The sequence below is a fragment of the Actinotignum timonense genome, assembly GCF_030216305.1.
Classification (GTDB): domain Bacteria; phylum Actinomycetota; class Actinomycetes; order Actinomycetales; family Actinomycetaceae; genus Actinotignum; species Actinotignum timonense_A.
On the sequence record NZ_JASOKT010000004.1, the window covers coordinates 60,425 to 83,504 of the forward strand.

At 61.1% G+C, this 23,080-nt stretch carries 25 protein-coding genes; 3 read left to right on the forward strand and 22 right to left on the reverse strand.

Annotated elements, in window-relative coordinates:
• Window positions 1-15 precede the first annotated feature (15 nt).
• From QP305_RS03775 to rpsJ, 15 genes are all read right to left on the reverse strand, one after another.
• Window positions 16-201 (reverse strand): type Z 30S ribosomal protein S14, encoded by a 186-nt coding sequence (locus tag QP305_RS03775; RefSeq protein ID WP_016443090.1) that lies wholly within the window; start codon window positions 199-201, stop codon window positions 16-18.
• A 2-nt stretch (window positions 202-203) separates the two neighbouring features.
• The gene (gene rplE / locus QP305_RS03780; protein WP_016443091.1) at window positions 204-755 is read right to left on the reverse strand and encodes a 50S ribosomal protein L5; all 552 of its coding nucleotides are present in this window, start codon (window positions 753-755) and stop codon (window positions 204-206) included.
• Window positions 752-1,093 carry a 50S ribosomal protein L24 gene (gene rplX, locus QP305_RS03785; RefSeq protein ID WP_016443092.1) on the reverse strand — a complete coding sequence of 114 codons (342 nt, stop codon included), beginning with the start codon at window positions 1,091-1,093 and terminating at the stop codon, window positions 752-754. Before rplX ends, rplE begins: the two co-directional genes overlap by 4 nt.
• Window positions 1,093-1,461, reverse strand: coding sequence for a 50S ribosomal protein L14 (gene rplN, locus QP305_RS03790; RefSeq protein ID WP_016443093.1), 369 nt, complete (start codon window positions 1,459-1,461; stop codon window positions 1,093-1,095). Before rplN ends, rplX begins: the two co-directional genes overlap by 1 nt.
• A 157-nt stretch (window positions 1,462-1,618) precedes the next feature.
• Window positions 1,619-1,894 carry a 30S ribosomal protein S17 gene (rpsQ, locus tag QP305_RS03795; protein ID WP_026428279.1) on the reverse strand — a complete coding sequence of 92 codons (276 nt, stop codon included), beginning with the start codon at window positions 1,892-1,894 and terminating at the stop codon, window positions 1,619-1,621.
• A gap of 11 nt (window positions 1,895-1,905) precedes the next feature.
• Complete coding sequence (gene rpmC / locus QP305_RS03800) at window positions 1,906-2,133, reverse strand: 50S ribosomal protein L29 (protein ID WP_016443095.1); 228 nt, start codon at window positions 2,131-2,133, stop codon at window positions 1,906-1,908.
• Entirely contained in the window at window positions 2,133-2,549 is a 417-nt protein-coding gene (rplP, locus tag QP305_RS03805) for a 50S ribosomal protein L16 (protein WP_016443096.1), read from the reverse strand. Before rplP ends, rpmC begins: the two co-directional genes overlap by 1 nt.
• A 3-nt stretch (window positions 2,550-2,552) precedes the next feature.
• Window positions 2,553-3,386, reverse strand: a complete 834-nt coding sequence (gene rpsC, locus QP305_RS03810; protein ID WP_026428280.1) for a 30S ribosomal protein S3 — start codon at window positions 3,384-3,386, stop codon at window positions 2,553-2,555.
• On the reverse strand, window positions 3,386-3,766 hold the full coding sequence (gene rplV / locus QP305_RS03815) for a 50S ribosomal protein L22 (RefSeq protein WP_026428281.1): 381 nt from the start codon (window positions 3,764-3,766) through the stop codon (window positions 3,386-3,388). Before rplV ends, rpsC begins: the two co-directional genes overlap by 1 nt.
• A 34-nt stretch (window positions 3,767-3,800) precedes the next feature.
• On the reverse strand, window positions 3,801-4,082 hold the full coding sequence (gene rpsS, locus QP305_RS03820) for a 30S ribosomal protein S19 (RefSeq protein WP_026428282.1): 282 nt from the start codon (window positions 4,080-4,082) through the stop codon (window positions 3,801-3,803).
• Window positions 4,083-4,096: 14 nt separating this feature from the next.
• Window positions 4,097-4,933 (reverse strand): 50S ribosomal protein L2, encoded by an 837-nt coding sequence (gene rplB, locus QP305_RS03825; RefSeq protein WP_026428283.1) that lies wholly within the window; start codon window positions 4,931-4,933, stop codon window positions 4,097-4,099.
• A gap of 33 nt (window positions 4,934-4,966) precedes the next feature.
• Complete coding sequence (gene rplW / locus QP305_RS03830) at window positions 4,967-5,278, reverse strand: 50S ribosomal protein L23 (RefSeq protein ID WP_016443101.1); 312 nt, start codon at window positions 5,276-5,278, stop codon at window positions 4,967-4,969.
• The gene (gene rplD / locus QP305_RS03835; protein WP_284904076.1) at window positions 5,278-5,925 is read right to left on the reverse strand and encodes a 50S ribosomal protein L4; all 648 of its coding nucleotides are present in this window, start codon (window positions 5,923-5,925) and stop codon (window positions 5,278-5,280) included. The genes rplW and rplD overlap by 1 nt, the downstream gene beginning before the upstream one ends.
• Window positions 5,926-5,927: 2 nt before the next feature.
• Window positions 5,928-6,593: a 50S ribosomal protein L3 gene (rplC, locus tag QP305_RS03840; protein WP_016443103.1), complete on the reverse strand. Its 666-nt coding sequence runs from the start codon at window positions 6,591-6,593 to the stop codon at window positions 5,928-5,930.
• Between the two features lie 11 nt (window positions 6,594-6,604).
• Complete coding sequence (gene rpsJ, locus QP305_RS03845) at window positions 6,605-6,913, reverse strand: 30S ribosomal protein S10 (protein WP_016443104.1); 309 nt, start codon at window positions 6,911-6,913, stop codon at window positions 6,605-6,607.
• A gap of 294 nt (window positions 6,914-7,207) precedes the next feature.
• Between rpsJ and QP305_RS03850 the strand changes: the two genes are divergently transcribed.
• The 3 genes from QP305_RS03850 (at window position 7,208) to QP305_RS03860 (ending at window position 9,951) form a co-directional block, all read left to right on the forward strand.
• Entirely contained in the window at window positions 7,208-7,339 is a 132-nt protein-coding gene (locus tag QP305_RS03850) for a hypothetical protein (RefSeq protein WP_257960040.1), read from the forward strand.
• Window positions 7,340-7,423: 84 nt separating this feature from the next.
• Entirely contained in the window at window positions 7,424-8,848 is a 1,425-nt protein-coding gene (locus QP305_RS03855) for an aldehyde dehydrogenase family protein (protein WP_284904078.1), read from the forward strand.
• Between the two features lie 2 nt (window positions 8,849-8,850).
• Window positions 8,851-9,951 carry a zinc-binding dehydrogenase gene (locus QP305_RS03860; RefSeq protein ID WP_284904080.1) on the forward strand — a complete coding sequence of 367 codons (1,101 nt, stop codon included), beginning with the start codon at window positions 8,851-8,853 and terminating at the stop codon, window positions 9,949-9,951.
• Between the two features lie 93 nt (window positions 9,952-10,044).
• Here the strand turns inward: QP305_RS03860 and QP305_RS03865 are convergent, their stop codons facing one another.
• From QP305_RS03865 to rpoB, 7 genes are all read right to left on the reverse strand, one after another.
• Window positions 10,045-10,701 carry an HAD family hydrolase gene (locus QP305_RS03865; RefSeq protein WP_284904081.1) on the reverse strand — a complete coding sequence of 219 codons (657 nt, stop codon included), beginning with the start codon at window positions 10,699-10,701 and terminating at the stop codon, window positions 10,045-10,047.
• A gap of 219 nt (window positions 10,702-10,920) precedes the next feature.
• A complete protein-coding gene (gene tuf / locus QP305_RS03870) occupies window positions 10,921-12,111 on the reverse strand; it encodes an elongation factor Tu (protein ID WP_026428288.1) in 1,191 nt (396 codons plus the stop codon).
• A gap of 104 nt (window positions 12,112-12,215) precedes the next feature.
• Entirely contained in the window at window positions 12,216-14,342 is a 2,127-nt protein-coding gene (gene fusA / locus QP305_RS03875) for an elongation factor G (RefSeq protein ID WP_026428289.1), read from the reverse strand.
• A 42-nt stretch (window positions 14,343-14,384) separates the two neighbouring features.
• Window positions 14,385-14,855 (reverse strand): 30S ribosomal protein S7, encoded by a 471-nt coding sequence (gene rpsG, locus QP305_RS03880; RefSeq protein WP_016443110.1) that lies wholly within the window; start codon window positions 14,853-14,855, stop codon window positions 14,385-14,387.
• Window positions 14,855-15,229, reverse strand: coding sequence for a 30S ribosomal protein S12 (gene rpsL / locus QP305_RS03885; protein WP_016443111.1), 375 nt, complete (start codon window positions 15,227-15,229; stop codon window positions 14,855-14,857). The genes rpsG and rpsL overlap by 1 nt, the downstream gene beginning before the upstream one ends.
• Before the next feature lie 286 nt (window positions 15,230-15,515).
• Window positions 15,516-19,403 carry a DNA-directed RNA polymerase subunit beta' gene (locus QP305_RS03890; protein ID WP_284904082.1) on the reverse strand — a complete coding sequence of 1,296 codons (3,888 nt, stop codon included), beginning with the start codon at window positions 19,401-19,403 and terminating at the stop codon, window positions 15,516-15,518.
• A gap of 45 nt (window positions 19,404-19,448) precedes the next feature.
• On the reverse strand, window positions 19,449-22,946 hold the full coding sequence (gene rpoB, locus QP305_RS03895) for a DNA-directed RNA polymerase subunit beta (RefSeq protein ID WP_284904083.1): 3,498 nt from the start codon (window positions 22,944-22,946) through the stop codon (window positions 19,449-19,451).
• Window positions 22,947-23,080 lie beyond the last annotated feature (134 nt).

The following is a 23,080-nucleotide window of genomic DNA, read 5'->3' on the forward strand; positions in this document are numbered from 1 at the left end:
CCTGCGACGTAGTCTTTACCAGCTGGACTTCTTAACACCGGGGAGTTCGCCGCGCAGGGCCAACTCACGCAGGCAAATACGGCACAGGCCGAACTTGCGGTAAACGGAATGCGGACGGCCGCACCGGTTGCAACGGGTGTACGCACGAACGGCGAACTTCTGCTTACCGGCGGCCTTTTGCTTCAGAGCGGTCTTTGCCATATTTAGGCCTCCTTGAAGGGGAATCCGAGATGCTTGAGAAGAGCGCGCCCTTCGTCGTCGCTCCCGGCAGAGGTCACCACGGTGATGTCCATACCGCGCACGCGATCAATCTTGTCCTGGTCGATCTCGTGGAACACGGTCTGTTCGGTCAGACCGAAGGTGTAGTTCCCGTTGCCGTCAAACTGCTTGGGCGAAAGGCCGCGGAAGTCGCGGATACGCGGCAGCGCGGTGGAAATAAGCCGGTCGAGGAATTCCCACATGCGGTCACCGCGGATGGTGACGAAGCACCCGATGGCCTGGCCTTCACGCAGCTTAAACTGCGCGATGGACTTCTTGGCCTTGGTGATCATCGGCTTCTGGCCGGTAATCGCCGTCATATCGGCGACGGCGCCGTCGAGCACCTTGGAGTCGCGCGCAGCATCACCCACGCCCATATTCACCACGACCTTGACGATCTTGGGAACCTGGTTGACGTTGACGTACTTAAATTCTTCCTGGAGTTCCGGGATGATGTGTTCCCGGTACTTCACCTTGAGACGGGGGGTATCGCTCACAGTTCGATTTCCTTCCCGCCGCGGCGTCCGATGCGCTCACGGACAATCTTCTTCTTACCGTCGCGCTCCACCTCTACCTCGCGGTAGCCCACGCGAATCGGCTTGCCATCGTGAACGAGGGCAACGTTCGAAATGTGAATCGGTGCTTCAACGGTTTCAATACCGCCGGTGGTGCCGCCCCGCGAGGTCTGCCCCACACGCACGTGCTTCTTCACGCGCTGGACGCCTTCCACGATGACGCGATCACGCTTGGTATCAACGGAAAGCACGCGCCCCTGCATACCCTTATCGCGCCCGGCGATAACCTGGACGAGATCATCCTTCTTAATCTTCGCCATTAGATCACCTCCGGAGCCAGCGAAATGATGCGCATGAACTTCGCGTCGCGAAGCTCACGCCCAACGGGCCCGAAGATACGGGTGCCGCGGGGTTCGCCGTCGTTCTTCAACAGCACGGCTGCGTTTTCGTCGAACTTGATGTAGGACCCGTCCTTGCGGCGCGTTTCCTTAACTGCACGGACGACGACCGCCTTGACGACGTCGCCCTTCTTTACGTTTCCGCCCGGAATAGCATCCTTGACGGTGGCGACGATGGTGTCACCAATTCCGGCGTAGCGCCGGCCGGAGCCGCCGAGCACGCGGATGCACAAAAGTTCCTTGGCACCGGTGTTATCGGCGACGCTAAGCCGCGTCTCCTGCTGGATCATGTGTTTCTATCTCCTATTGTCGTGCCGGTTCTCGGATTCGAGCCTTGCCGAACGAATGGGTTCGCGCGAACTGCGCCGGCCCAAACGCCTTTGGCCCACATGCGAGGGCCGCCTGCGTTCAGGCCGGTCACATTCGCTCAAGCTAGGAAAGCCCTAACTACTTCGCCTTCTCGATGATCGTAACGACCCGGAAGTGCTTGGTCGCGGAGAGCGGGCGGGTTTCCATAATGGAGACCAAATCGCCTACGCGAACTTCGTTATTTTCGTCGTGCGCCTTCACTCGCTTGGTGCGGGTGATAACTTTACCGTATAGCGGGTGCTTTACGCGATCTTCAACTTCAACAACAACGGTCTTGTCCATTTTGTCGGAGACCACGTAGCCGCGCAGCGACTTGCGATGATTACGTGTTTCGGTGCTTGCGTTCTCGCTCATCTCATCCTCACTTACTGAGCGGCCGGAGCGGTTCGAATGTTCTTCTCCCGCTCGCTCTTAATGGTGTAAATGCGAGCAATCTCGCGACGAACTTCCCGCAGGCGGCCACTGTCCTCCAGGCGGTGAGTCACCGCCGAGAAGCGGAGGTTGAACAGTTCCTTCTTCGACTCGGCAAGCTTCTCGAGAAGCTCCGCGTCGGTCATCGCGTCGAGTTCCGCGGTGGTCAGTCCCTTAGCCATTACTCAACCTCCTCACGGGTGATAAAGCGGGTCTTGATGGGCAGCTTGTGCTGGGCGCGGCTCATGGCCTCACGGGCGAGAGCCTCATCCACACCGGCCATTTCGAACATGACACGGCCGGGCTTGATATTGGCAACCCAGGTTTCCACCGGGCCCTTACCCGAACCCATACGCACGCCGAGCGGCTTCTTGGTGAGCGGGCGATCCGGGAAGATGTTGATCCAGATCTTGCCGCCACGCTTGACGTGACGCGTCATGGCGATACGGGCTGCTTCAATTTGACGATTGGTGATGTAGGCCGGCTCGAGCGCCTGGATACCGTATTCACCGAAAGCCAGCTGAGTTCCGCCCTTGGCCATACCCTTACGGTGCGGACGGTGCTGCTTGCGCCATTTAGTACGACGAGGAATCAGCATGAGTTATGCCTCCGTTCCGGTTGATTCCGGCGCGGCCACCGGAGCTTCGGCTCCGGCTGCCGGGCTCTGAGCCTGTTCGCTGCGGGCTTCCCCACGCTGGCCACCGCGACCGCGCCCGGCGCCGCGGCGACCGCGACGATCCGAACGGCCCCCGCGCCCACCGCGCGGAGCTTCCGCGAGGCTGCGGTAGTACTCAGCGTCGGTCAGATCACCGCGGTAGATCCACACCTTCACGCCGATGCGGCCGAAGGTGGTACGCGCTTCGTAGAAACCGTAGTTGATATTCGCGCGCAGGGTGTGCAGCGGCACACGCCCTTCGCGGTAGAACTCGCTACGCGACATTTCGGCGCCACCCAGACGGCCCGAGCACTGCACGCGGATGCCCTTGGCACCGGCGCGCTCGGCGGACTGGATGCCCTTGCGCATGGCGCGGCGGAAGGACACGCGCGAGGCGAGCTGTTCCGCGATACCCTGCGCCACGAGCTGGGCGTCAGCTTCCGGGTTCTTCACTTCGAGAATATTGAGCTGCACGGCCTTGCCGGTCAGCTTCTCCAGATCGGCGCGGAGGCGATCAGCTTCCGCACCGCGCCGGCCAATGACGATGCCGGGGCGAGCGGTGTGGATATCCACAACCACGCGCTCGGCGCGGCGCTCGATGTGCACGCTGGAAATCCCGGCGCGCTCAAGCGTCTTTTCGATCATGTCACGGATTTTGACATCTTCGAGGACGTAGTCCGAGTAGCGCTGCCCCTTCTTGGTGGAATCAGCGAACCACTTGGAGCGGTGGTCAGTCGTGATGCCGAGACGGAACCCAATAGGGTTGACTTTCTGTCCCACTAGCGGGCCCTCCTCTGCTTCTTGGCCTTCGGCTTCTCGTCGGTAACGATAACGGTGATGTGACTCGTCCGCTTGTTGATGCGGTTCGCCCGGCCCTGGGCACGCGGCTGGATACGCTTCATCGTCGGGCCTTCATCGGCGTAAATCTCGCCAATGAACAGCTCGGACTCATCGAAGCGCTCCCCCGCCTGCTCGGCGGCGTAGCGCGCGTTGGCGATGGCCGACTCCACGATCTTACGAACCGGAGTGGCGGCCGCAAACGGTGCGAACTGCAGTACGTCAATAGCGTCCAGGGCGCGCCGGCCGCGGATGGTGTCCACGACACGACGGGCCTTCATGGGCGACACGCGCACGAAGCGCGCCTGCGCCTTTGCTTCCATAGTTCTGCCTTACTCTCTCGCTCGAGGCCCCGGCTTAGCGCCGGCGGCCCTTTCGGTCGTCCTTGTCGTGCCCGCGGAAGGTGCGGGTCGGGGCGAACTCCCCGAGCTTGTGGCCAACCATGGATTCGGTAATGAATACCGGCACATGCTTGCGTCCATCGTGCACTGCAAAGGTGTGACCCAGGAAATCGGGGGTGATAACCGACCGACGCGACCAGGTCTTGATTACGTTCTTGGTGTTCTTCTCGTTCTGCTCGTCGACCTTCTTGTAGAGGTGCTCGTCGACGAACGGACCCTTCTTCAAACTGCGGGGCATCAGCTAATCCTTCCTCAGCGCTTCTTGCCGGTCTTGCGACGGCGCACGATGAGCTTGTCGCTGGCCTTGTTCGGACGGCGGGTACGGCCTTCCTTCTTGCCCCACGGGCTAACGGGATGGCGCCCACCGGACGTCTTACCTTCACCACCACCGTGCGGGTGGTCCACCGGGTTCATCACGACACCGCGGACGGTCGGGCGCACGCCCTTCCAGCGCATACGGCCGGCCTTACCCCAGTTGATATTCGCCTGCTCGGCATTACCGACTTCACCGACAGTGGCGCGGCAACGCACGTCCACGTTACGGATTTCGCCGGAGGGCATGCGCAGCTGCGCGTACTTGCCTTCGCGGGCAACCAACTGCACGGAAGCGCCGGCGCTGCGGGCGATCTTCGCCCCGCCCAGCGGCTTGAGTTCCACATTGTGCACCGTGGTACCGAGCGGGATATTGCGCAGCGGCAGGTTGTTGCCGGGCTTGATATCCGCATTCGGGCCGGTTTCGATGAGATCGCCCTGCTTCACGCCGCGGGGAGCAACGATGTAACGCTTCTCGCCATCAACGAAGTGGAGCAGCGCGATACGCGCGGTGCGGTTCGGATCGTATTCGATGTGCGCAACCTTGGCCGGCACGCCGTCCTTATCCCAGCGACGGAAGTCGATGAGACGGTACTGGCGCTTGTGCCCACCGCCCTTGTGACGGGTGGTGATGCGTCCCTGGTTGTTACGCCCACCGGTCTTCTTCAGGGGACGAACGAGGGACTTCTCCGGGGTCGAACGAGTGATCTCGGCGAAGTCGGCAACGCTCGCACCGCGACGACCCGGGGTCGTCGGCTTGTACTTACGAATTCCCATGAGTTCTTATTCCTCAGTTCCTCGAATCGCCTATTAGACGATTTCGCCGTAGATGTCGATGGAGCCTTCACGCAAGGTGACGATGGCCCGCTTGGTATTCTTGCGCCGCCCGATGCCGTTGCGCGTACGCCGGGTCTTGCCCTGGCGGTTCTGCGTATTGACGGAGGCAACCTTGACGCCAAAAATCGCTTCGACGGCCTGCTTGATTTCGGTCTTATTCGAACGCGGATCAACGAAGAAGGTGTACTTACCCTGTTCTTCGAGCAGCGCGCTCTTCTCCGACATCACCGGGGCGAGGATGACATCGTGCGGGTTCTTATTCCAGAAGTTACCGTTCTCAGTCATTACTTCTCATCCTTCTTGGTGTTCCTCTCCACGAACGCGCCCAGCGCGGCTTCGGTGAAGATAACGTCGTCAGCAGCAAGAACGTCGTAGCTATTGAGCTGATCAACGTAGAGGACGTGGATCTGCGGGAGGTTGCGCACGGAAAGCACCGAGGCATCATCTTCACGCTGGACCACGACGAGCGCCTTGCGCCCCTCGTTCATCTTCTCGATGAGCGCACGCGCCGCCTTGGTGGACGGGGTCTCATCGGCAACAAAAGCGGTCACGGCGTGAATACGCTCGTGGCGAGCCCGATCCGAGAGGGACTGCAGCAGCGCGGCCGCAATCATCTTCTTGGGGGTGCGCTGCGAGTAGTCACGCGGCTGCGGGCCGTGGACAACGCCGCCACCGACCCACTGCGGAGCGCGGATCGAACCCTGGCGGGCCCGGCCGGTTCCCTTCTGGCGCCACGGCTTCTTGCCGCCGCCGGACACCTGACCGCGGGTCTTCGTGGCGTGGGTACCCAGGCGAGCGGCAGCTTGCTGCGCGTTAACGACCTGGTGGACCAGCGCCATATTGAAGTCGAGATCAAAGAGCTGAGCCGGGAGGGTGGCCTGCGAGGTCACCTTGCCGGTTTCATCGAGAACGTCAATCTTGAAGTCTGCCATTGTTAGGCTCCCTTCACGGACGTGCGGACCACAACCGAGCCACCCTTTGCACCGGGGATGGCGCCAACCACGAGCAACAGGCCGTTCTCGAGGTCAACGGAGTGGATGGACAGATTCTGCACCGTGACGCGATCCTGACCCATGCGACCAGCCATGCGCAGACCCTTGAAGACGCGCGAAGGGGTGGCGCAGGCGCCGATGGAACCGGGCTTGCGGTGGTTGCGGTGCGCACCGTGGGAGGCCGACACACCGGCGAAGCCATGACGCTTCATCACACCGGCGAAGCCCTTACCGCGGGAGGTACCGATAACGTCAACGGACTGACCGGCTTCAAAGATATCCGCGGTCAGTTCCTGCCCGAGCGTGTATTCACTGGCATCGGGGGTGCGGATTTCCGCCAGCTTCTTGCGCGGCGTAACACCGGCCTTAGCGAAGTGGCCCTGGAGCGGCTTGGTGACGTTCTTCGTCTTTTCATCGCCCGAGGCGAGCTGCACGGCGGAATAGCCGTCAACCTCGGGGGTGCGAACCTGGGTCACCACATTGGTGCCCACGCGCACAACGGTAATGGGAAGGAGGCGCCCGTCCTCATCCCAGAGCTGGGTCATCCCCAGCTTCGTGCCCAGCAACGCCTTCACGGGCTTGCTGGCAACAGCTTGCTTGGAGTTCATTGCGTATTACCTCAGAGCTTGATTTCCACGTTGACGTCAGCCGGAAGATCGAGACGGCGCAGGCTGTCAATCGTCTTCAGGGTGGGATCCACGATGTCAATAAGGCGCTTGTGTGTGCGCATCTCAAAGTGATCGCGGGAATCCTTGTACTTGTGGGGCGAGCGGATAACGCAAAAAACGTTTTTTTCCGTCGGCAGCGGGACGGGTCCCACCACGGTCGCGCCGGTACGCGCAACTTCATCGACGAGCTTCTTGGCCGCGCTATCAATGACCTCATGGTCATATGACTTCAGCCGAATGCGGATCTTCTGTCCCGCCATGGCGCGTCTACCTCTCTTTAGCTTCGGTGCCCGGTACCCGCACTCGGGCGTGTCGTACCGGAGGTAAATCTAGTAGCCATGCCCTATGTGAGGTTACGGAGAACCCTTTATACGATAATCGGCGTTGGGTAACCGATTAAGTTCCTTCGCTCGTAATCCGAGCAACTTGTTAAGTATGCCAAAAACTTCGGCGTACTTTCAAGACTTTCACGGCGAACGTGCGCCGTTTCTCATTCCCAGCGAGCCCGAAGGCCGGCCGGCACGGGTAAAAATTTTACCGAAAGACCACGTTTCGTGCAAGAAACGGTTGCGGTGAAGCGCTTCACGTCACGGTACGACGACGCCGCAGCCTCCCGGACTCTCGGCCACGCGGGCCGCCAGCGGCGCCGTCGCCCCACCCTTGCCCCGGATGCCGCCACCACCTAGCATGGCTTTAAGTGATCTACATCGCTAAGCGGCGCAGGTGCCGCGAGCGGGTGATCATCCACCATACCGAGGAGGTAGACAACGATGTCCTATCGATCAACAAATCCCTATACCGGTGAGGTGCTCGCCGAATTCCCCTATGCCACCGACGACGAGGTGGATAAGGCACTCGAGCTGGCGCACGGAACATTCCAGACGTGGAGCCGCACCTCCATCGCCGAGCGCGCCGCTATTTTGCGCCGCGCCGCGGATATCGCGGAAGAACGCGCGAGCGAACTCGGGGCGCTGGCCACCCTGGAAATGGGCAAACTCATTGGAGAAGCCACCGGGGAAGCCGGCGGCACCGTTCCAACAATGCTGCGCTGGCTCGCTGATGAAGCGGAAAATATTTTAGCTCCGCGCCCTGTCAGCTCCACCGCCGCACCTTTTGAAGGCTATATTGACTATCGCCCGGAGGGCGTCGTCGTCGAAATTGAACCGTGGAACTTCCCGTACTACCAGGCCATTCGCGGTTTCGCGCCCGCAATGCTCTGCGGCAATACGGTTATCCTCAAGCACGCGTCGATTCTGCCGCAATGCGCCGCAGCGATTGTCCAGGTGCTCTACGATGCCGGGCTGCCGCGCGGGGTATGGCAAAATCTGTACGCCACCCACGCGCAGGTGGAGCGGCTCATCAGCGACGACCGGGTACGTATTGTTACGCTCACCGGTTCGGAAGCAGCGGGAGCGAAAATCGCGCAGCTCGCTTCCCGGCACCTGAAGAAATCCGTCATGGAACTGGGTGGTTCCGATCCCTTTATTATTTTGGACGACGCCGATATCGAGGCCACCATCCAGCTGGCAATTATGGGACGCTGCTTCAATGCCGGCCAGGTATGCGCCTCCCCCAAACGCATGATTGTTCCCGATGCGCTCTATGACCGTTTCGTCGCCGGCCTCAAGGAAAGCACCGCGCAGCTGCGGCCCGGGGACCCGGCAGCGGAAGAGACCACCGTGCCGCCCATGTCGTCCCGCGAGCAGGCCGCCACGGTCAATGATCAAATCCGGCGGGCTATCGAAGGTGGAGCGAGCGCCACTCCCCTGGGCCATATCGTTCCGGAAGGAGATACCTGGGTGCAACCCACCCTCCTCGAAAACGTGGAGCGGGATAACCCCGTCTTCTACGAGGAGATTTTCGGGCCGGTCTGGAGTGTGTACCGGGTATCCTCGGAAGAAGAAGCAATCCGACTGGCTAATGACTCGTGCTACGGGCTGGGCGGAACGGTTCATTCGGTCGACGTTGCGCATGCCGCGCGCGTCGCCGCCCGGGTAGATACCGGCACCGTTGCCATTAACTCCCCGGTTCCCGCTGTTCCCGCCGGCATGCCTTTCGGCGGTGTCAAGCGCTCCGGTTTCGGGCGCGAGATGGGCTACGAAGGGGTACGCGAATTCGCCAATATCCAGTCGATTCTTCTCCCGGAGGGAATCTCCGCGGCGGAGTTCCTCTCCTCGCTTTCACGAAAGGAGTAAGAATGAAAGCAGCAGTAGTTAATTCTGTGGGCGGTGGGTTCACCACCGAAGATATCGAGATTGCCGAACCCATCGGGCGCGAGGTACTTTTCGACGTCAAGGCTTCCGGCCTGTGCCGCTCGGATCTTACGCTCTCCACCACCAATTTCGGATTCCCCTTCCCGCAGGTGCTCGGGCACGAAGCCGCCGGCGTGGTTACTGCCGTCGGCCCGGACGTGAAGGAAATCAAGGTGGGTGACCACGTGGTTGCCTCCCTCATCCAGTATTGCGGGCACTGCCGGGCCTGCCGTGAATCGCGCATGTACGAATGCGAATTCCCGGAGGAAACACTGCGCGGCCCGGATGAAGCCCCGCGGCTGAGCCGGAACGGCGAACCGATTTTCCAGACCTACGGTATTGCCGGCTTCGCGGAGCAGGCGCTCGTGCACGAACACCAGGTCGCGAAGATCAATCCGGACATGCCTTTCCCGCAGGCCTGCGTGATCGGCTGCGCGGTCATTACCGGCGCGGGCGCGGCTCTCAATACCGCGCAGGTGCGCCCGGGTGACACCGTGGCGGTGGTGGGCTTGGGCGGGGTGGGCCTGAGCATCGTCAACGGCGCCCGCATTGCCGGGGCCAGCCGGATTATCGGGGTGGATACCAACCCGGAGAAGGAAGAATTTGGAAAGAAATTCGGGATGACCCACTTCGTGAACGCGGGCGACCGGGATGTTATCGAGCAGATCTTCGCCGCGACCGAGGGGCGCGGGGTGGATAAGTCCTTTGAGGCGCTCGGCATCGTGCCTACGATGGAGACGGCTATCGCCGCCACCCGCCAGGGTGGAGACGTGTACGTAGCCGGGGTCTTCAAGCCGGAGATGGAGTGGACCATTAATCCGCTCAATGAATTCTTCGTGCACCGGCGCCATATCCACGCGGTATACATGGGGAATACCGATATTAAGACGGATATTCCCCAGTACGTGGAGTTCTACCAGCAGGGGCGCCTCCACCTGGATGACCTTGTTGCCACGGAGATTGCCCTCGATGATATCGACGCGACCTACAAGGCAATGGTGAATCATCACGCCGGGATTGGCCGCGTGGTTATCACGTCCTTCTAGCGGGTGGGCTGCGCGGCGGCGCGCTAGAGCTCGACGGCGCGCGAGTGCAAGGCCGCGGCCCCGCAGAACCGCGGACCGCAATATGGCTACAAGCTAAAGTAGCGCCGCGAGTTCAGCCAGGGGGAACTCCCCCACATCCACGGTGAAAGCGCCGGCACTCCGGGCCGCGGCCAGCCCCGGCCCAGAATCCTCGAAAGCAAGGCAGCTATCAATAAGGACGCCGAGGCGCTGCGCACCCAGGAGGTACGGGGCGGGATTCGGTTTACCGGGGACGTCATCGTCCCCGGTAACCGCCGCCTCCAGCCGGCTACCCGGCCCGGCCAGGAATATTTCCACCGGGCGGCCCGGGGTGGCCGTGACCAATGCCTGCGGAATGCCGGCCGCGGAGAAAGCATCGAGGAGCTCAGCCGCCCCGTCGATGAGTTCCGCATCGGCCATATGATCGGCCATGGCCCTTAGCACCTCGGCAAACATTTTCCAGGGATCCACTTCTCCCCCGCCGCGGCGTACCGCGGCCATCATGCGCCGCCCGTGCGCAATCGTATCCGCACCGCGGATAGCCAACACATCCTCATCGGTCCAGATTCCACCGTGGGAACGCACCACATTTCCAGATACCCGGGCCCATTCCTCTTCGGAATCCACCAGGGTTCCGTCCATATCCCAGAGCACCGCTGCCGGGGCTGCGTTTCCTGCTGCCGGGGTAACGCTGCCCGCCACATCACCGGGAAACCCGATTTTCTTATACACATCCTCAAGAGCTATAGCGCCACTCTGCCAAGTTCTGCGTCGTCGTGCAAATATACGGCGGCACGCAAGCATCAAGCGTAACGGCGCACCGCACAGCGCCCCTAACACCCACGCATAGCAAAGGGACCCTAGCGCAGTGCTAGGGTCCCTTCCCGCCTCGCGGCGGACGTTTTGCTCAGTTACCCGGTGACCGGGTAGCTGCGCCCAGATGCATCAAAGTTACTTGATGATCTTGGTGACACGCCCTGAACCAACGGTGTGGCCGCCCTCGCGGATAGCGAAGCCGAGGCCTTCTTCCATGGCGATGGGCTGGATGAGCTCAACCGACATCTCGGTGTTGTCGCCGGGCATAACCATCTCGGTGCCTTCGGGCAGCGTGATGACGCCGGTGACGTCCGTGGTGCGGAAGTAGAACTGCGGGCGGTAGTTGGAGAAGAACGGGTTGTGACGGCCGCCTTCTTCCTTCTTCAGCACGTAGACCTGAGCTTCGAACTGGGTGTGCGGGGTAATGGTGCCGGGCTTGGCCACAACCTGGCCACGCTCAACATCTTCACGCTTGGTGCCGCGGAGCAGCAGACCGCAGTTTTCGCCAGCTTCGGCGTAGTCCATCTGCTTGTGGAACATTTCGATACCGGTGACGGTGGTCTTCTGGGTATCGCGGATACCGAGAATTTCCACTTCCTCGTTGAGGTTGAGGATACCGCGCTCCACACGGCCGGTGACCACGGTGCCACGGCCGGTAATGGTGAAGACGTCCTCAATCGGCATGAGGAACGGCTTGTCGGTGTCACGCACCGGATCCTCGAAGTAGTTGTCCACCTGGTCCATGAGCTCTTCGATGGAAGCAACCCACTTGGGATCGCCTTCCAGCGCCTTGAGAGCGGAGATCTTCACGACCGGGAGGTCATCGCCCGGGTAATCCTGGGAGGACAGAAGTTCGCGAACTTCCATTTCCACCAGTTCGAGCAGCTCTTCGTCGTCAACCATATCGGACTTGTTAAGAGCAACGATGATCTGGGGCACGCCCACCTGACGGGCGAGCAGCACGTGCTCGCGGGTCTGGGCCATCGGGCCGTCGGTCGCCGCAACCACGAGGATCGCGCCGTCCATCTGGGCCGCACCGGTAATCATGTTCTTGATGTAGTCCGCGTGGCCGGGGGCGTCAACGTGTGCGTAGTGACGCTTCTCGGTCTGGTATTCCACGTGGGACACGTTGATGGTAATACCGCGCTGGCGCTCTTCGGGAGCGTTGTCAACCTGATCGAACGGGGTGTACTCGTTCAGATCCGGGTACTTATCCGACAGAACCTTGGTGATCGCAGCGGTCGTGGTCGTCTTTCCGTGATCGACGTGACCGATGGTGCCAATGTTCATATGCGGCTTGGACTTATCGTACTTGGCCTTCGCCACTGGGCCCTCCTGGGACTCTAGAAATTACTTACAGCTATGTGGATGATGCTCGCGCATAATCCGGTCTGTTCCGAACAGTTACCTATTGTAAACGAAACCGGCGACTATTCACCACGAGATTCCGCGATGATCTGTTCCGCAACGGCCTTCGGGACCTCGGCGTAGGAATCCATCTGCATGGAATACACCGCGCGCCCCTGGGTCTTCGACCGCAGGTCACCAACGTAGCCGAACATTTCGCTCAGCGGCACGTTGGCGCGCACGATCTTGACGCCCGTCGCATCCTCCATGGACTTGATCATACCGCGCCGGGAGTTCAGGTCGCCGATAACGTCGCCCATGTACTCTTCCGGGGTGCGGACTTCCACGTCCATGATGGGCTCCAGGAGCACCGGGTTGGCGCGGCGTGCACCTTCCTTGAACACCTGGTTACCCGCGATCTTGAACGCCAGCTCCGAGGAGTCGACGTCGTGATAAGCGCCGTCTTCCAGGGTGGCCTTGACGCCCACCACCGGGAACCCGGCGAGGACACCATTCTGCATGGCTTCCTGGATACCCTGATCAACAGACGGGATGTATTCACGCGGAACGCGACCACCGGTCACGGCGTTGACAAATTCGTAAGTATCGCCGTCTTCGTTGGAGTCAAGCGGCTCAAACGTGACGATGACACGCGCGAACTGGCCCGAACCACCCGTCTGCTTCTTATGGGTGTATTCGACGCTATCGACCTTCTTGCGGATCGTCTCGCGGTAGGCAACCATCGGAGCACCGACGTTCGCATCAACCTTGAACTCACGCTTCATACGGTCGACGAGGATGTCGAGGTGGAGTTCGCCCATACCGCCGATAACGGTCTGGCCGGTTTCCTCATCCTGACGAACCGTGAAGGTCGGATCCTCTTCCGCGAGCTTCTGAATAGCCACGGAAAGCTTTTCTTGGTCACCCTTCGACTTCGGCTCAATTGCCACGTGAATCACGGGCTCCGGGAAGGACATGGACTCAAGAATAATCGGGGCGTCCTGGGCGCAGAGGGTATCACCGGTGGTGGTGTCCTTCAGCCCAATGAACGCGTAAATATGCCCGGCATGCGCTTCTTCAACAGGGTTTTCCTTATTGGAGTGCATCTGGAACATCTTGCCCACGCGCTCCTTGCGGCCCTTGACTGAGTTGAGCACCTGGGTTCCGGCCGAAACCTTACCGGAGTACACGCGGATGTAGGTGAGCTTGCCGTAGAAGGGGTGCACCGCAATCTTGAAGGCCAGCGCGGAGAACGGTTCGTTCTCGCTCGGGTGGCGTTCTTCGGTTTCACCGTCTTCTTCGTGGCCCGGCTTGAAGCCCTTGATAGCGGGAACGTCAATCGGGGCGGGCAGGAAGTTCACCACGCCGTCCAGCGCGGGCTGAATACCCTTGTTCTTGTAGGCCGAACCGGCGTACACGGGGTAGATTTCCGAGGCGATGGTGCGGATACGCAGACCCTTGATCATATCCTCGGTGCTCAGCTCGCCGTCCTCAAGGTACTTCTCCATGAGTTCATCGGAGGCTTCGGCGGCATCTTCCATGGCGGCCATGCGCAGTTCTTCGGCCTTGGCCTGCAGTTCCGCGGGGATATCCTCTTCCACCACCACGGCGCCCCAGGTGTCATTACCCTGGGCGTCCTTTTCGGGGAAGCGGATCGCCTTCATCTTGAGAACATCCACCACGCCGGAGAAGTCATTCTCCGCACCGATCGGGAAGGTGATGACCGTCGGGTGCGCGCCGAGGCGATCCCGAATGGTCTGGACGGAGAAGTCGAAGTTGGCCCCCAACTTATCCATCTTGTTGATGAGGCAAATACGCGGCACATGGTACTTATCAGCCTGGCGCCACACGGTTTCCGACTGCGGCTCCACGCCTTCCTTACCGTCGAACACCGCGATGGCGCCGTCCAGCACGCGCAGGGACCGCTCCACTTCCACGGTGAAATCAACGTGGCCAGGGGTGTCGATGATATTGAACTGCGTACCCTTCCAGAACGCGGTCACAGCGGCAGACGTAATCGTAATGCCGCGTTCCTTTTCCTGTTCCATCCAGTCGGTCGTCGAGGCGCCGTCATGGGTTTCACCCAGCTTGTGGTTGATGCCGGTGTAGAGCAGGATGCGTTCGGTGGTCGTTGTTTTGCCGGCATCGATGTGCGCCATGATGCCGATATTGCGAACCTTGGAAAGGTCCGTAAGCACTTCTTGTGCCACTTTTCGCTCTCTTCTATATCGCGGGTCAGATAACCCTGGTGATTACCAGCGGTAGTGGGCGAAGGCCTTATTGGCTTCCGCCATGCGGTGGGTATCCTCGCGGCGCTTCACAGCACCACCAAGGCCGTTGGAGGCATCGAGGATTTCGTTGAGGAGACGTTCCGTCATGGTGTTTTCGCGGCGCTGGCGCGCGAATTCCACCAGCCAGCGCAGGCCGAGGGCCGTGGAACGGCCAGCCTTGACTTCCACCGGCACCTGGTAGGTGGCGCCACCAACACGGCGGGAACGCACTTCCAGCTGCGGACGGATGTTATCCATAGCGCGCTTGAGAACCGCCAGGGCATCCTGCCCGGACTTTTCCGCCACGCCTTCCATCGCACCGTAGACGATGGACTGCGCCAGGGACTTCTTGCCATCCACGAGGACGCGGTTGACCAGCTGGGTCACCAGCTGGGAATTGTAAACCGGATCGCTAACCAGCGGACGCTTCTTAACCGGACCCTTACGAGGCATTACTTCTTCTCCTTCTTGGCGCCGTAACGGGAACGAGCCTGATTGCGGCTCTTCACGCCCTGGGTGTCAAGGGCGCCGCGGACGATCTTGTACCGCACACCGGGGAGGTCCTTCACGCCACCGCCGCGAACGAGGACGATGGAGTGTTCCTGCAGGTTGTGACCTTCACCGGGGATGTACGCCGTCACTTCGATACCAGAGGACAGGCGAACACGGGCAACCTTACGGAGCGCAGAGTTCGGTTTCTTGGGGGTGGTGGTGAACACGCGGGTGCACACCCCACGACGCTGGGGGCTCCCCTTAAGCGCCGGGCGCTTAGGAGCGCGCTTCTTCTTCGCGCGGCCCTCGCGGACCAGCTGCTGAATTGTAGGCACTACTTCTCCTGATAGACAGATGAATATTATAACGTTTGCCAAATCTGCCCGAACGCACACCGCTCATTACGGGACGGCCGAGGGCCGCCACAACAGACCCGCAAACAGGCAACCTAAACAAGAATAGCGGTTAATGCGAGGAGCCGTCAAAGCTTCGCGGGCTGAGGTGTTAGGAAACACACGGGCTACGGGCCCGCCCCGGCACTTCTTTTTACGACGACGCCGCAGCGGGGCGGCCACACCGTGGCCGCCCCGCTGGGAACTCCCCCGCTACCGGGGAACTTATTTAGGAGAACGTTCCGTAGCCGGCTCCGAGATCGAACTCTTGGAAGTCGGTATACGGGAAGGTGTCATCGAACATATCGAAATCGGTGGCGGCGAAGCCGTTGTTCTTTTCGAACTCCACCCGAGCTTCGGCAGTCGGTTCGATCTTGGCCGAGCGCATCGTCTCCAGGCCGGTACCGGCCGGGATGAGCTTACCGAGGATAACGTTTTCCTTCAGGCCCTCGAGCGGATCGGACTTGGAATTGAGCGCGGCCTCGGTGAGAACGCGGGTGGTCTCCTGGAAGGAGGCCGCCGAGAGCCAGGAATCCGTGGCCAGGGAGGCCTTGGTAATACCCATGAGCTCGGGGCGCCCGGAGGCGGGCTTGCCACCTTCGGCCATCGCCGCGCGGTTCTCATCTTCAAAGCGCGCCACATCCACGAGTTCGCCCGGGAGCAGCTTCGTGGTTCCGGCTTCCAGCACGGTAATACGGCGCAGCATCTGGCGCACGATGACCTCGATGTGCTTGTCGTGGATTTCCACGCCCTGGGAGCGGTACACCGCCTGCACTTCGGAAACGATATGTTCCTGGGCCACCCGGCGCCCGGAAATACGCAGCACCTTCTTGGGGTCCACGCTACCTTCCACGAGCTGCTGACCAACGTTGACGTGGCCACCTTCGGGAACGAAGAGCTTGGCTCGCTTGGAGACCTGGTAGACAAGGTCCTCTTCGGCGTCGTCGCGCTGAATAATGAGGCGACGTACGCGCTCCCCGTCCTCGATCTGGAGGATGCCGGCCGCTTCCGCGATCGGGGCCTCGCCCTTCGGGGTACGGGCTTCGAAGAGTTCCTGCACACGGGGAAGACCCTGGGTGATGTCGTCCGCGGAGGCCGAACCACCGGTGTGGAAGGTACGCATCGTCAGCTGGGTACCCGGTTCACCAATGGACTGGGCGGCCACGATACCCACCGCTTCGCCGATATCCACGAGCTTGCCGGTGGCCATGGAGCGCCCGTAGCACTTGGCGCAGGTACCGGTGCGCGACTGGCAGGTCAGCACGGAACGCACCGAAACCTGAGTCACGCCATTCTCAATGAGATGCTCAATAATCGCATCGCCCAGATCGGTTCCGGCAGCCGCCAGCACCTCGCCATCCTCGGATACAACATCCTTGGCAAGAGTGCGAGCGTACACGGAGGTATCCAGCTGCGGATCGGGAATGAGGGTGCCGTCGGCGCCCTTTTCCGCGATGGTCTTGGTCAGGCCGCGGCTGGTTCCGCAATCGGATTCGCGCACGATAACATCCTGGGCCACGTCCACGAGACGGCGGGTGAGGTACCCAGAGTCGGCGGTACGGAGCGCGGTATCCGCCAGGCCCTTGCGGGCACCGTGGGTTGCCACGAAGTATTCCAGAACCGAGAGGCCCTCGCGGTAATTCGAGGTAATCGGGCGGGGAATAATCGCGCCTTTCGGGTCGGCCACCAGGCCGCGCATACCCGCGATCTGGCGGACCTGTTCCCAGTTACCGCGCGCCCCGGAGGACACCATGCGATTGACGGTGTTATCCGCGGTGAAGTTTTCGCGCATCTCCACGGCAATCGCATCCGTCACTTCCGACCAGAGGTCCACGAGGTCGCGGCGGCGATCCTCGTCCTCGATACGGCCGGTGAGGAACTGGTTTTCGATAACCGCGGCCTTCTTTTCGGCTTCCGCCAAAATTTCCGGCTTCGATTCGGGTACGACGACGTCCGATACCGCAATGGTGGCGCCGCTGCGCCCGGCCCAGTAGAAACCAGCTGATTTCAGGGCGTCCAGCGAGGCGGCTACGTAGACCTTCTCGTAGCGTTCGGCTAGCCGATTGACGATCCCGCCGAGTACCTTCTTATCGACAGTCTCATTGACGTAGGGGAAGTCCACCGGGAGCGAATCATTAAAGATCGCCCGGCCCAGGGTGGTTTCCAGCAGCAGCCGGTCGCCTTCTTCGAAGTTCTCCGGGGCCTTCCAGCCGCGCGGGGGAACAACGTCCGCTTCGAAACGAATCTTCACCTTCGCATTGAGGTCAAGACTGCCCATGTCATAGGCCATCTGCGCTTCATCAATGGAGGTGAAGTAGCGGCCTTCCCCGGTGGCGCCGTCGACCTGAGATGTCAGGTAGAACAGCCCGATCACCATGTCCTGCGAAGGCATGGTCACGGGGCGCCCGTCGGAGGGCTTGAGAATGTTATTCGAGGAGAGCATGAGGATGCGCGCCTCGGCCTGGGCTTCCACGGAAAGCGGGAGGTGCACGGCCATCTGGTCGCCGTCGAAGTCCGCGTTGAAGGCGGAGCACACCAGCGGGTGCAGACGGATCGCCTTGCCTTCAATCATGAGCGGCTCGAAGGCCTGAATGCCCAGGCGGTGCAGGGTAGGTGCGCGGTTGAGGAGCACCGGGTGCTCGCGCATAACCTCTTCGAGAACGTCCCACACTTCGGGGCGCTGGCGGTCGATGAAACGCTTGGACGCCTTGATATTCTTGGCGATTTCCAGGTCCACCAGGCGCTTTTGCACGAAGGGCTTGAACAGTTCGAGGGCCATCACACGCGGCAGCCCGCACTGGTGCAGTTTCATGGTCGGGCCCACCACGATCACGGAGCGGCCCGAGTAGTCCACGCGCTTACCCAGCAGGTTCTGGCGGAAGCGGCCCTGCTTGCCCTTGAGCATATCGGAGAGCGACTTGAGGGGGCGGTTGCCCGCGCCCTGCACCGGGCGCCCGCGCCGGCCGTTATCGAAGAGCGCGTCCACGGATTCCTGGAGCATGCGCTTTTCGTTATTGACCATGATTTCCGGGGCGCCCAGGTCCAGCATGCGCTTGAGGCGGTTATTCCGGTTGATCACGCGGCGGTAGAGGTCGTTGAGATCGGAGGTCGCGAAGCGGCCACCGTCCAGCTGCACCATGGGGCGCAGGTCCGGCGGGATCACCGGGAGGGCATCAAGCACCATCGATTCGGGCTTGGTATCCGAGTGCAGGAAGGCGTTGACCACCTTGATGCGCTTGAGGGCGCGAGCCTTGCGCTGGGCGGTACCCGATTCGATGACCTCCACGAGGCGGTCATGTTCGGCCTGCAGATCGAAGGAACGCAGCCGGGCCTGGATCGCTTCCGCACCGCGGGCGGCCTTGAAGTAGTCGCCGTAGTGCGCGTCCATTTCGCGGTAGAGGTCTTCATCGCCTTCCAGATCCCCCACCTTGAGCTTGGTGAAGCGATCCCACATGGTTTCCAGGCGCTCGAGTTCACGCTCTGTATTCTTGCGGATCTTGGCGAGGTCGTTATCGGTCGCGCGCTTGATCTTCTGCTTCTGGGAATCGGTGGCGCCATCTTTTTCCGCCTGCGCGAGCTCCTTTTCTTGCTCTTTCTGGCGGTTTTCGAGGGCAACATCCCGGTTCTTTTCCAGGGCGCGGCGCTCCAGTTCGTATTCGGACTGGAGGGTGGGCATATCCGCGCGGCGGGCCTCTTCATCAACTTCGGTCACCATATAGGCGGCGAAGTAGATGACCTTTTCGAGGTCCTTGGGGGCTACGTCCAGGAGGTAGCCCAGGCGCGAGGGCACGCCCTTGAAGTACCAAATATGGGTGACGGGAGCGGCGAGCTCAATATGGCCCATCCGTTCGCGCCGCACCTTCGAGCGGGTGACTTCCACGCCGCAGCGTTCGCAGACGATGCCCTTGAACCGCGGCCGCTTGTACTTACCGCAGGCACATTCCCAATCGCGGGTAGGCCCGAAGATCTGTTCGCCGAACAGGCCGTCCTTTTCCGGCTTGAGGGTGCGGTAGTTGATAGTTTCCGGCTTCTTCACCTCACCGTGCGACCAGGCACGGATATCATCCGAGGTTGCCAGACCAATGTGGAGCTGGTCAAAACGATTAACGTCGAGCAAGATTCCTACTTCCGATGTTGTGCGCCACTAAGAAGATTTGAGAGTTTAGAAGTCGGCTCCGGTGGACAGATCCTCCAGACCGGTCTGCAGCACGGGCTCCTCAGGGCCGGCCGCAGCGCGCATGCGATCTTCTTCCGCATCCTGGAGGTCAATGACCTGACCGGATGCATCGAGAGCTGCCACATTCAGGCACAGCGACCGCATTTCCTGCATAAGAACCTTGAAGGATTCCGGAATACCAGCTTCGGGGACGTTATCGCCCTTAACGATGGCTTCGTACACCTTGACACGGCCTACGGTGTCGTCGGACTTGATCGTGAGCATTTCCTGCAGGGTGTGCGCGGCACCGTAAGCTTCCAGGGCCCACACTTCCATTTCGCCGAAGCGCTGGCCGCCGAATTGTGCCTTACCGCCCAGGGGCTGCTGGGTCACCATCGAGTACGGACCGGTGGACCGGGCGTGGATCTTATCATCCACGAGGTGGTGCAGCTTGAGCATGTACATGTAGCCAACCGAGACCGGATCCGGGAAGGGATCGCCGGTGCGCCCGTCGAAGAGCCGAGCCTTGCCGAAGCGATTGACCAGGGTGTGGCCTTCCGCATCCGGGAGGGTGGACTGGAGCAGTCCGTCCAGCTCATCGGCCTGGAGGCCGTCGAATACCGGGGTGGCAACCCGGGTACCCGGAGCGGCCTTGACGGTATTTTCGGGCAGGCGCAGGGCCCATTCTTCGCCCGCTTCCCGGGCGGCGCTGGCATCCCAACCGCGGGAAGCGACCCAGCCCAGGTGCAGTTCGTACACCTGACCGAGGTTCATACGGCCGGGAACGCCCAGCGGGTTGAGGATGATATCAACCGGGGTGCCGTCTTCCATGAAGGGCATATCTTCCACCGGAAGAATGCGGGAGATAACACCCTTATTTCCGTGGCGGCCGGCCATCTTATCGCCCACCGTGATCTTGCGGCGCTGGGCGATGTACACGCGAACGGTCTCATTAACATCCGAGGGCAGTTCGTCGTTATTTTCCTTATCGAACTGGCGGATATCGATGACGATGCCGGATTCGCCGTGCGGGACGCGCAGCGAGGTATCGCGCACTTCCTTGGCCTTTTCCCCGAAGATGGCGCGCAGCAGGCGCTCTTCGCTGGTGAGTTCTGTTTCACCCTTGGGGGTAATCTTGCCCACGATGATATCGCCGGCGCGCACTTCCGCGCCGATGCGAATAATCCCGTGATCATCGAGATGCGAGAGCATTTCCTCGGACACGTTGGGGATATCGCGGGTGATTTCCTCCGGGCCGAGCTTGGTATCACGCGCATCGACCTCGTGTTCCTCGATATGGATCGAAGTGAGGAGGTCATCGCGCACGCAGCGCTCGGAGAGGATGATGGCGTCCTCGTAGTTGTAGCCATTCCAGGACATGAAGGCAACGAGCAAGTTCTGCCCCAGCGCGAGTTCGCCACCTTCGGTAGCTGCGCCGTCGGCAATAAGAGTTCCCGCTTCCAGGCGGTCCCCAGCGGAAACAACCACACGCTGGTTAATGCAGTTGCCGGGGTTGGAACGCTCGAACTTGGACATCTTGTAGATAACGTGGCGGCCGTCGTCCTGCTCCACGTGCACGGCGTCGGCATCCACTTCGGTGACCACGCCGGGGGCCGCGGCCACCGTCACGTCACCGGAGTCAACCGCGCAACGCATCTCCCAGCCGGTACCCACGTACGGGGAAACCGGGCGGATGAGCGGCACGGCCTGGCGCTGCATATTCGCACCCATGAGGGCGCGGTTGGCGTCGTCGTGCTCGAGGAAAGGAATCATGCCGGTACCGATGGAAACCATCTGGCGCGCGGACACGTCCATGTAATCGATTTCGTCCACCGGAACGAGGGCCGGTTCGCCGCCCGGTACGCGCACGAGCGCTTCTTCTTCCAGGAAGTGGCCGTCCGCATCGATGGGCGCTTCGGCCTGGGCGATATTGTGGTTATCTTCGTCGCCGGCCTGGAGGTAATCGATCTCATTCGTGACCCGGCCATCGACCACGCGCCGGTAGGGCGTTTCGATGAAGCCGAAGGAATTAATCTGCGCGAAGGAGGCCAGCGAACCGATCAAGCCGATGTTCGGACCTTCCGGAGTTTCGATGGGGCACATGCGCCCGTAGTGCGAGGGGTGCACGTCGCGCACTTCCATGCCCGCGCGATCACGGGACAGACCGCCCGGACCGAGGGCCGAGAGGCGGCGCTTGTGGGTCAGGCCCGCCAGCGGGTTGTTCTGATCCATGAACTGCGAAAGCTGGGACGTTCCGAAGAACTCCTTAATCGCGGCAACAATCGGGCGGATATTGATGAGCGAGGAGGGCGTAATCGCTTCCACTTCCTGAGTGGTCATGCGTTCGCGCACCATCCGGTCCAGGCGCGCCAAACCGGTGCGAACCTGGTTCTGGATGAGCTCACCGACCGCGCGCACGCGCCGGTTGGAGAAGTTGTCAATATCATCGGTGCTCACGCGCACCGGGGTGGCACCTTCGGCGCACAGGATGGTCGGGAATTCGCCGTCCTCCCCCATGCGATCCATGCCCTGGTGGAGGGCGAGCAGGTAGCGCAGCGCCGCGGTGATATCCGTGAGCGTGAGCTGGCGGGCGGTGTTATCTTCCGGCAGGCCCAGCTTCTTGTTGATCTTGTAGCGCCCCACCTTCGCGGTGTCGTACCGCTTGGGGTTGAAGTAGAAGTTATTGAGCAGGGTACGGCCCGCTTCCGCCGTGGGCGGTTCGCCCGGGCGCAGCTTGCGGTAGAGATCCTGCAGGGCTTCTTCCTGGTTGTGGACGGTGTCCTTTTCCAGGGTGTCAATGAGGATGGGGAATTCGGAGAAGGTTTCGCGAATTTCCGATTCCGTCATGCCCAGGGCCTTGAGGAAGACGGTCACGGACTGCTTGCGCTTGCGGTCCACGCGCACGCCCACCGCATCGCGCTTATCGATTTCGAATTCCAGCCAGGCACCGCGGGAGGGAATCACCTTGGTGTTGTAAATGTCCTTATCGGAGGTCTTATCCGCGGTGCGCTCGAAGTACACGCCCGGGGAACGCACCAGCTGGGACACCACCACACGCTCGGTACCGTTCACGATGAAGGTACCGCGGTCCGTCATGAGTGGGAAGTCGCCAATGAAGGTGGTCTGCGACTTGATTTCGCCCGTTTCGTAGTTCTGGAATTCCGCGGTGACGTACAGGGGGGCCGAATAGGTGAGGTCACGTTCGCGGCATTCGAGGATGGAGTACTTCGGTTCCTCGAGATGCGGGGCGGAGAGCACCAGGCCCATGGTTTGCGCGGCATTTTCGATCGGGGAAATTTCTTCGAAGATTTCTTCGAGCCCGGACTGAACGCCGGGGTTTTCCGCGACCCATTTATCCGAGCCGATCAGCCAACCGAAACTATCGGTTTGGAGGCCGAGCAAATTCGGCACTTGCAGTGGTTCATGGATTTTCGCGAAAGATACGCGGTCAACAACCGGCTTGCCGTTATGTGCAGCGAGCGAGTATGTGCGCGAAGCAGCCAAAGTGGATCCTTCCCTGACGAATCTGGCAGAAGGACAATCCAGTCACCCTCACCGAAAACCGCGATATCACGCCGAAAAGCGCTGCGGAGGTGATCAAGGGCATAGGAGTGTCAACGCAAGTTTCTACACTACAC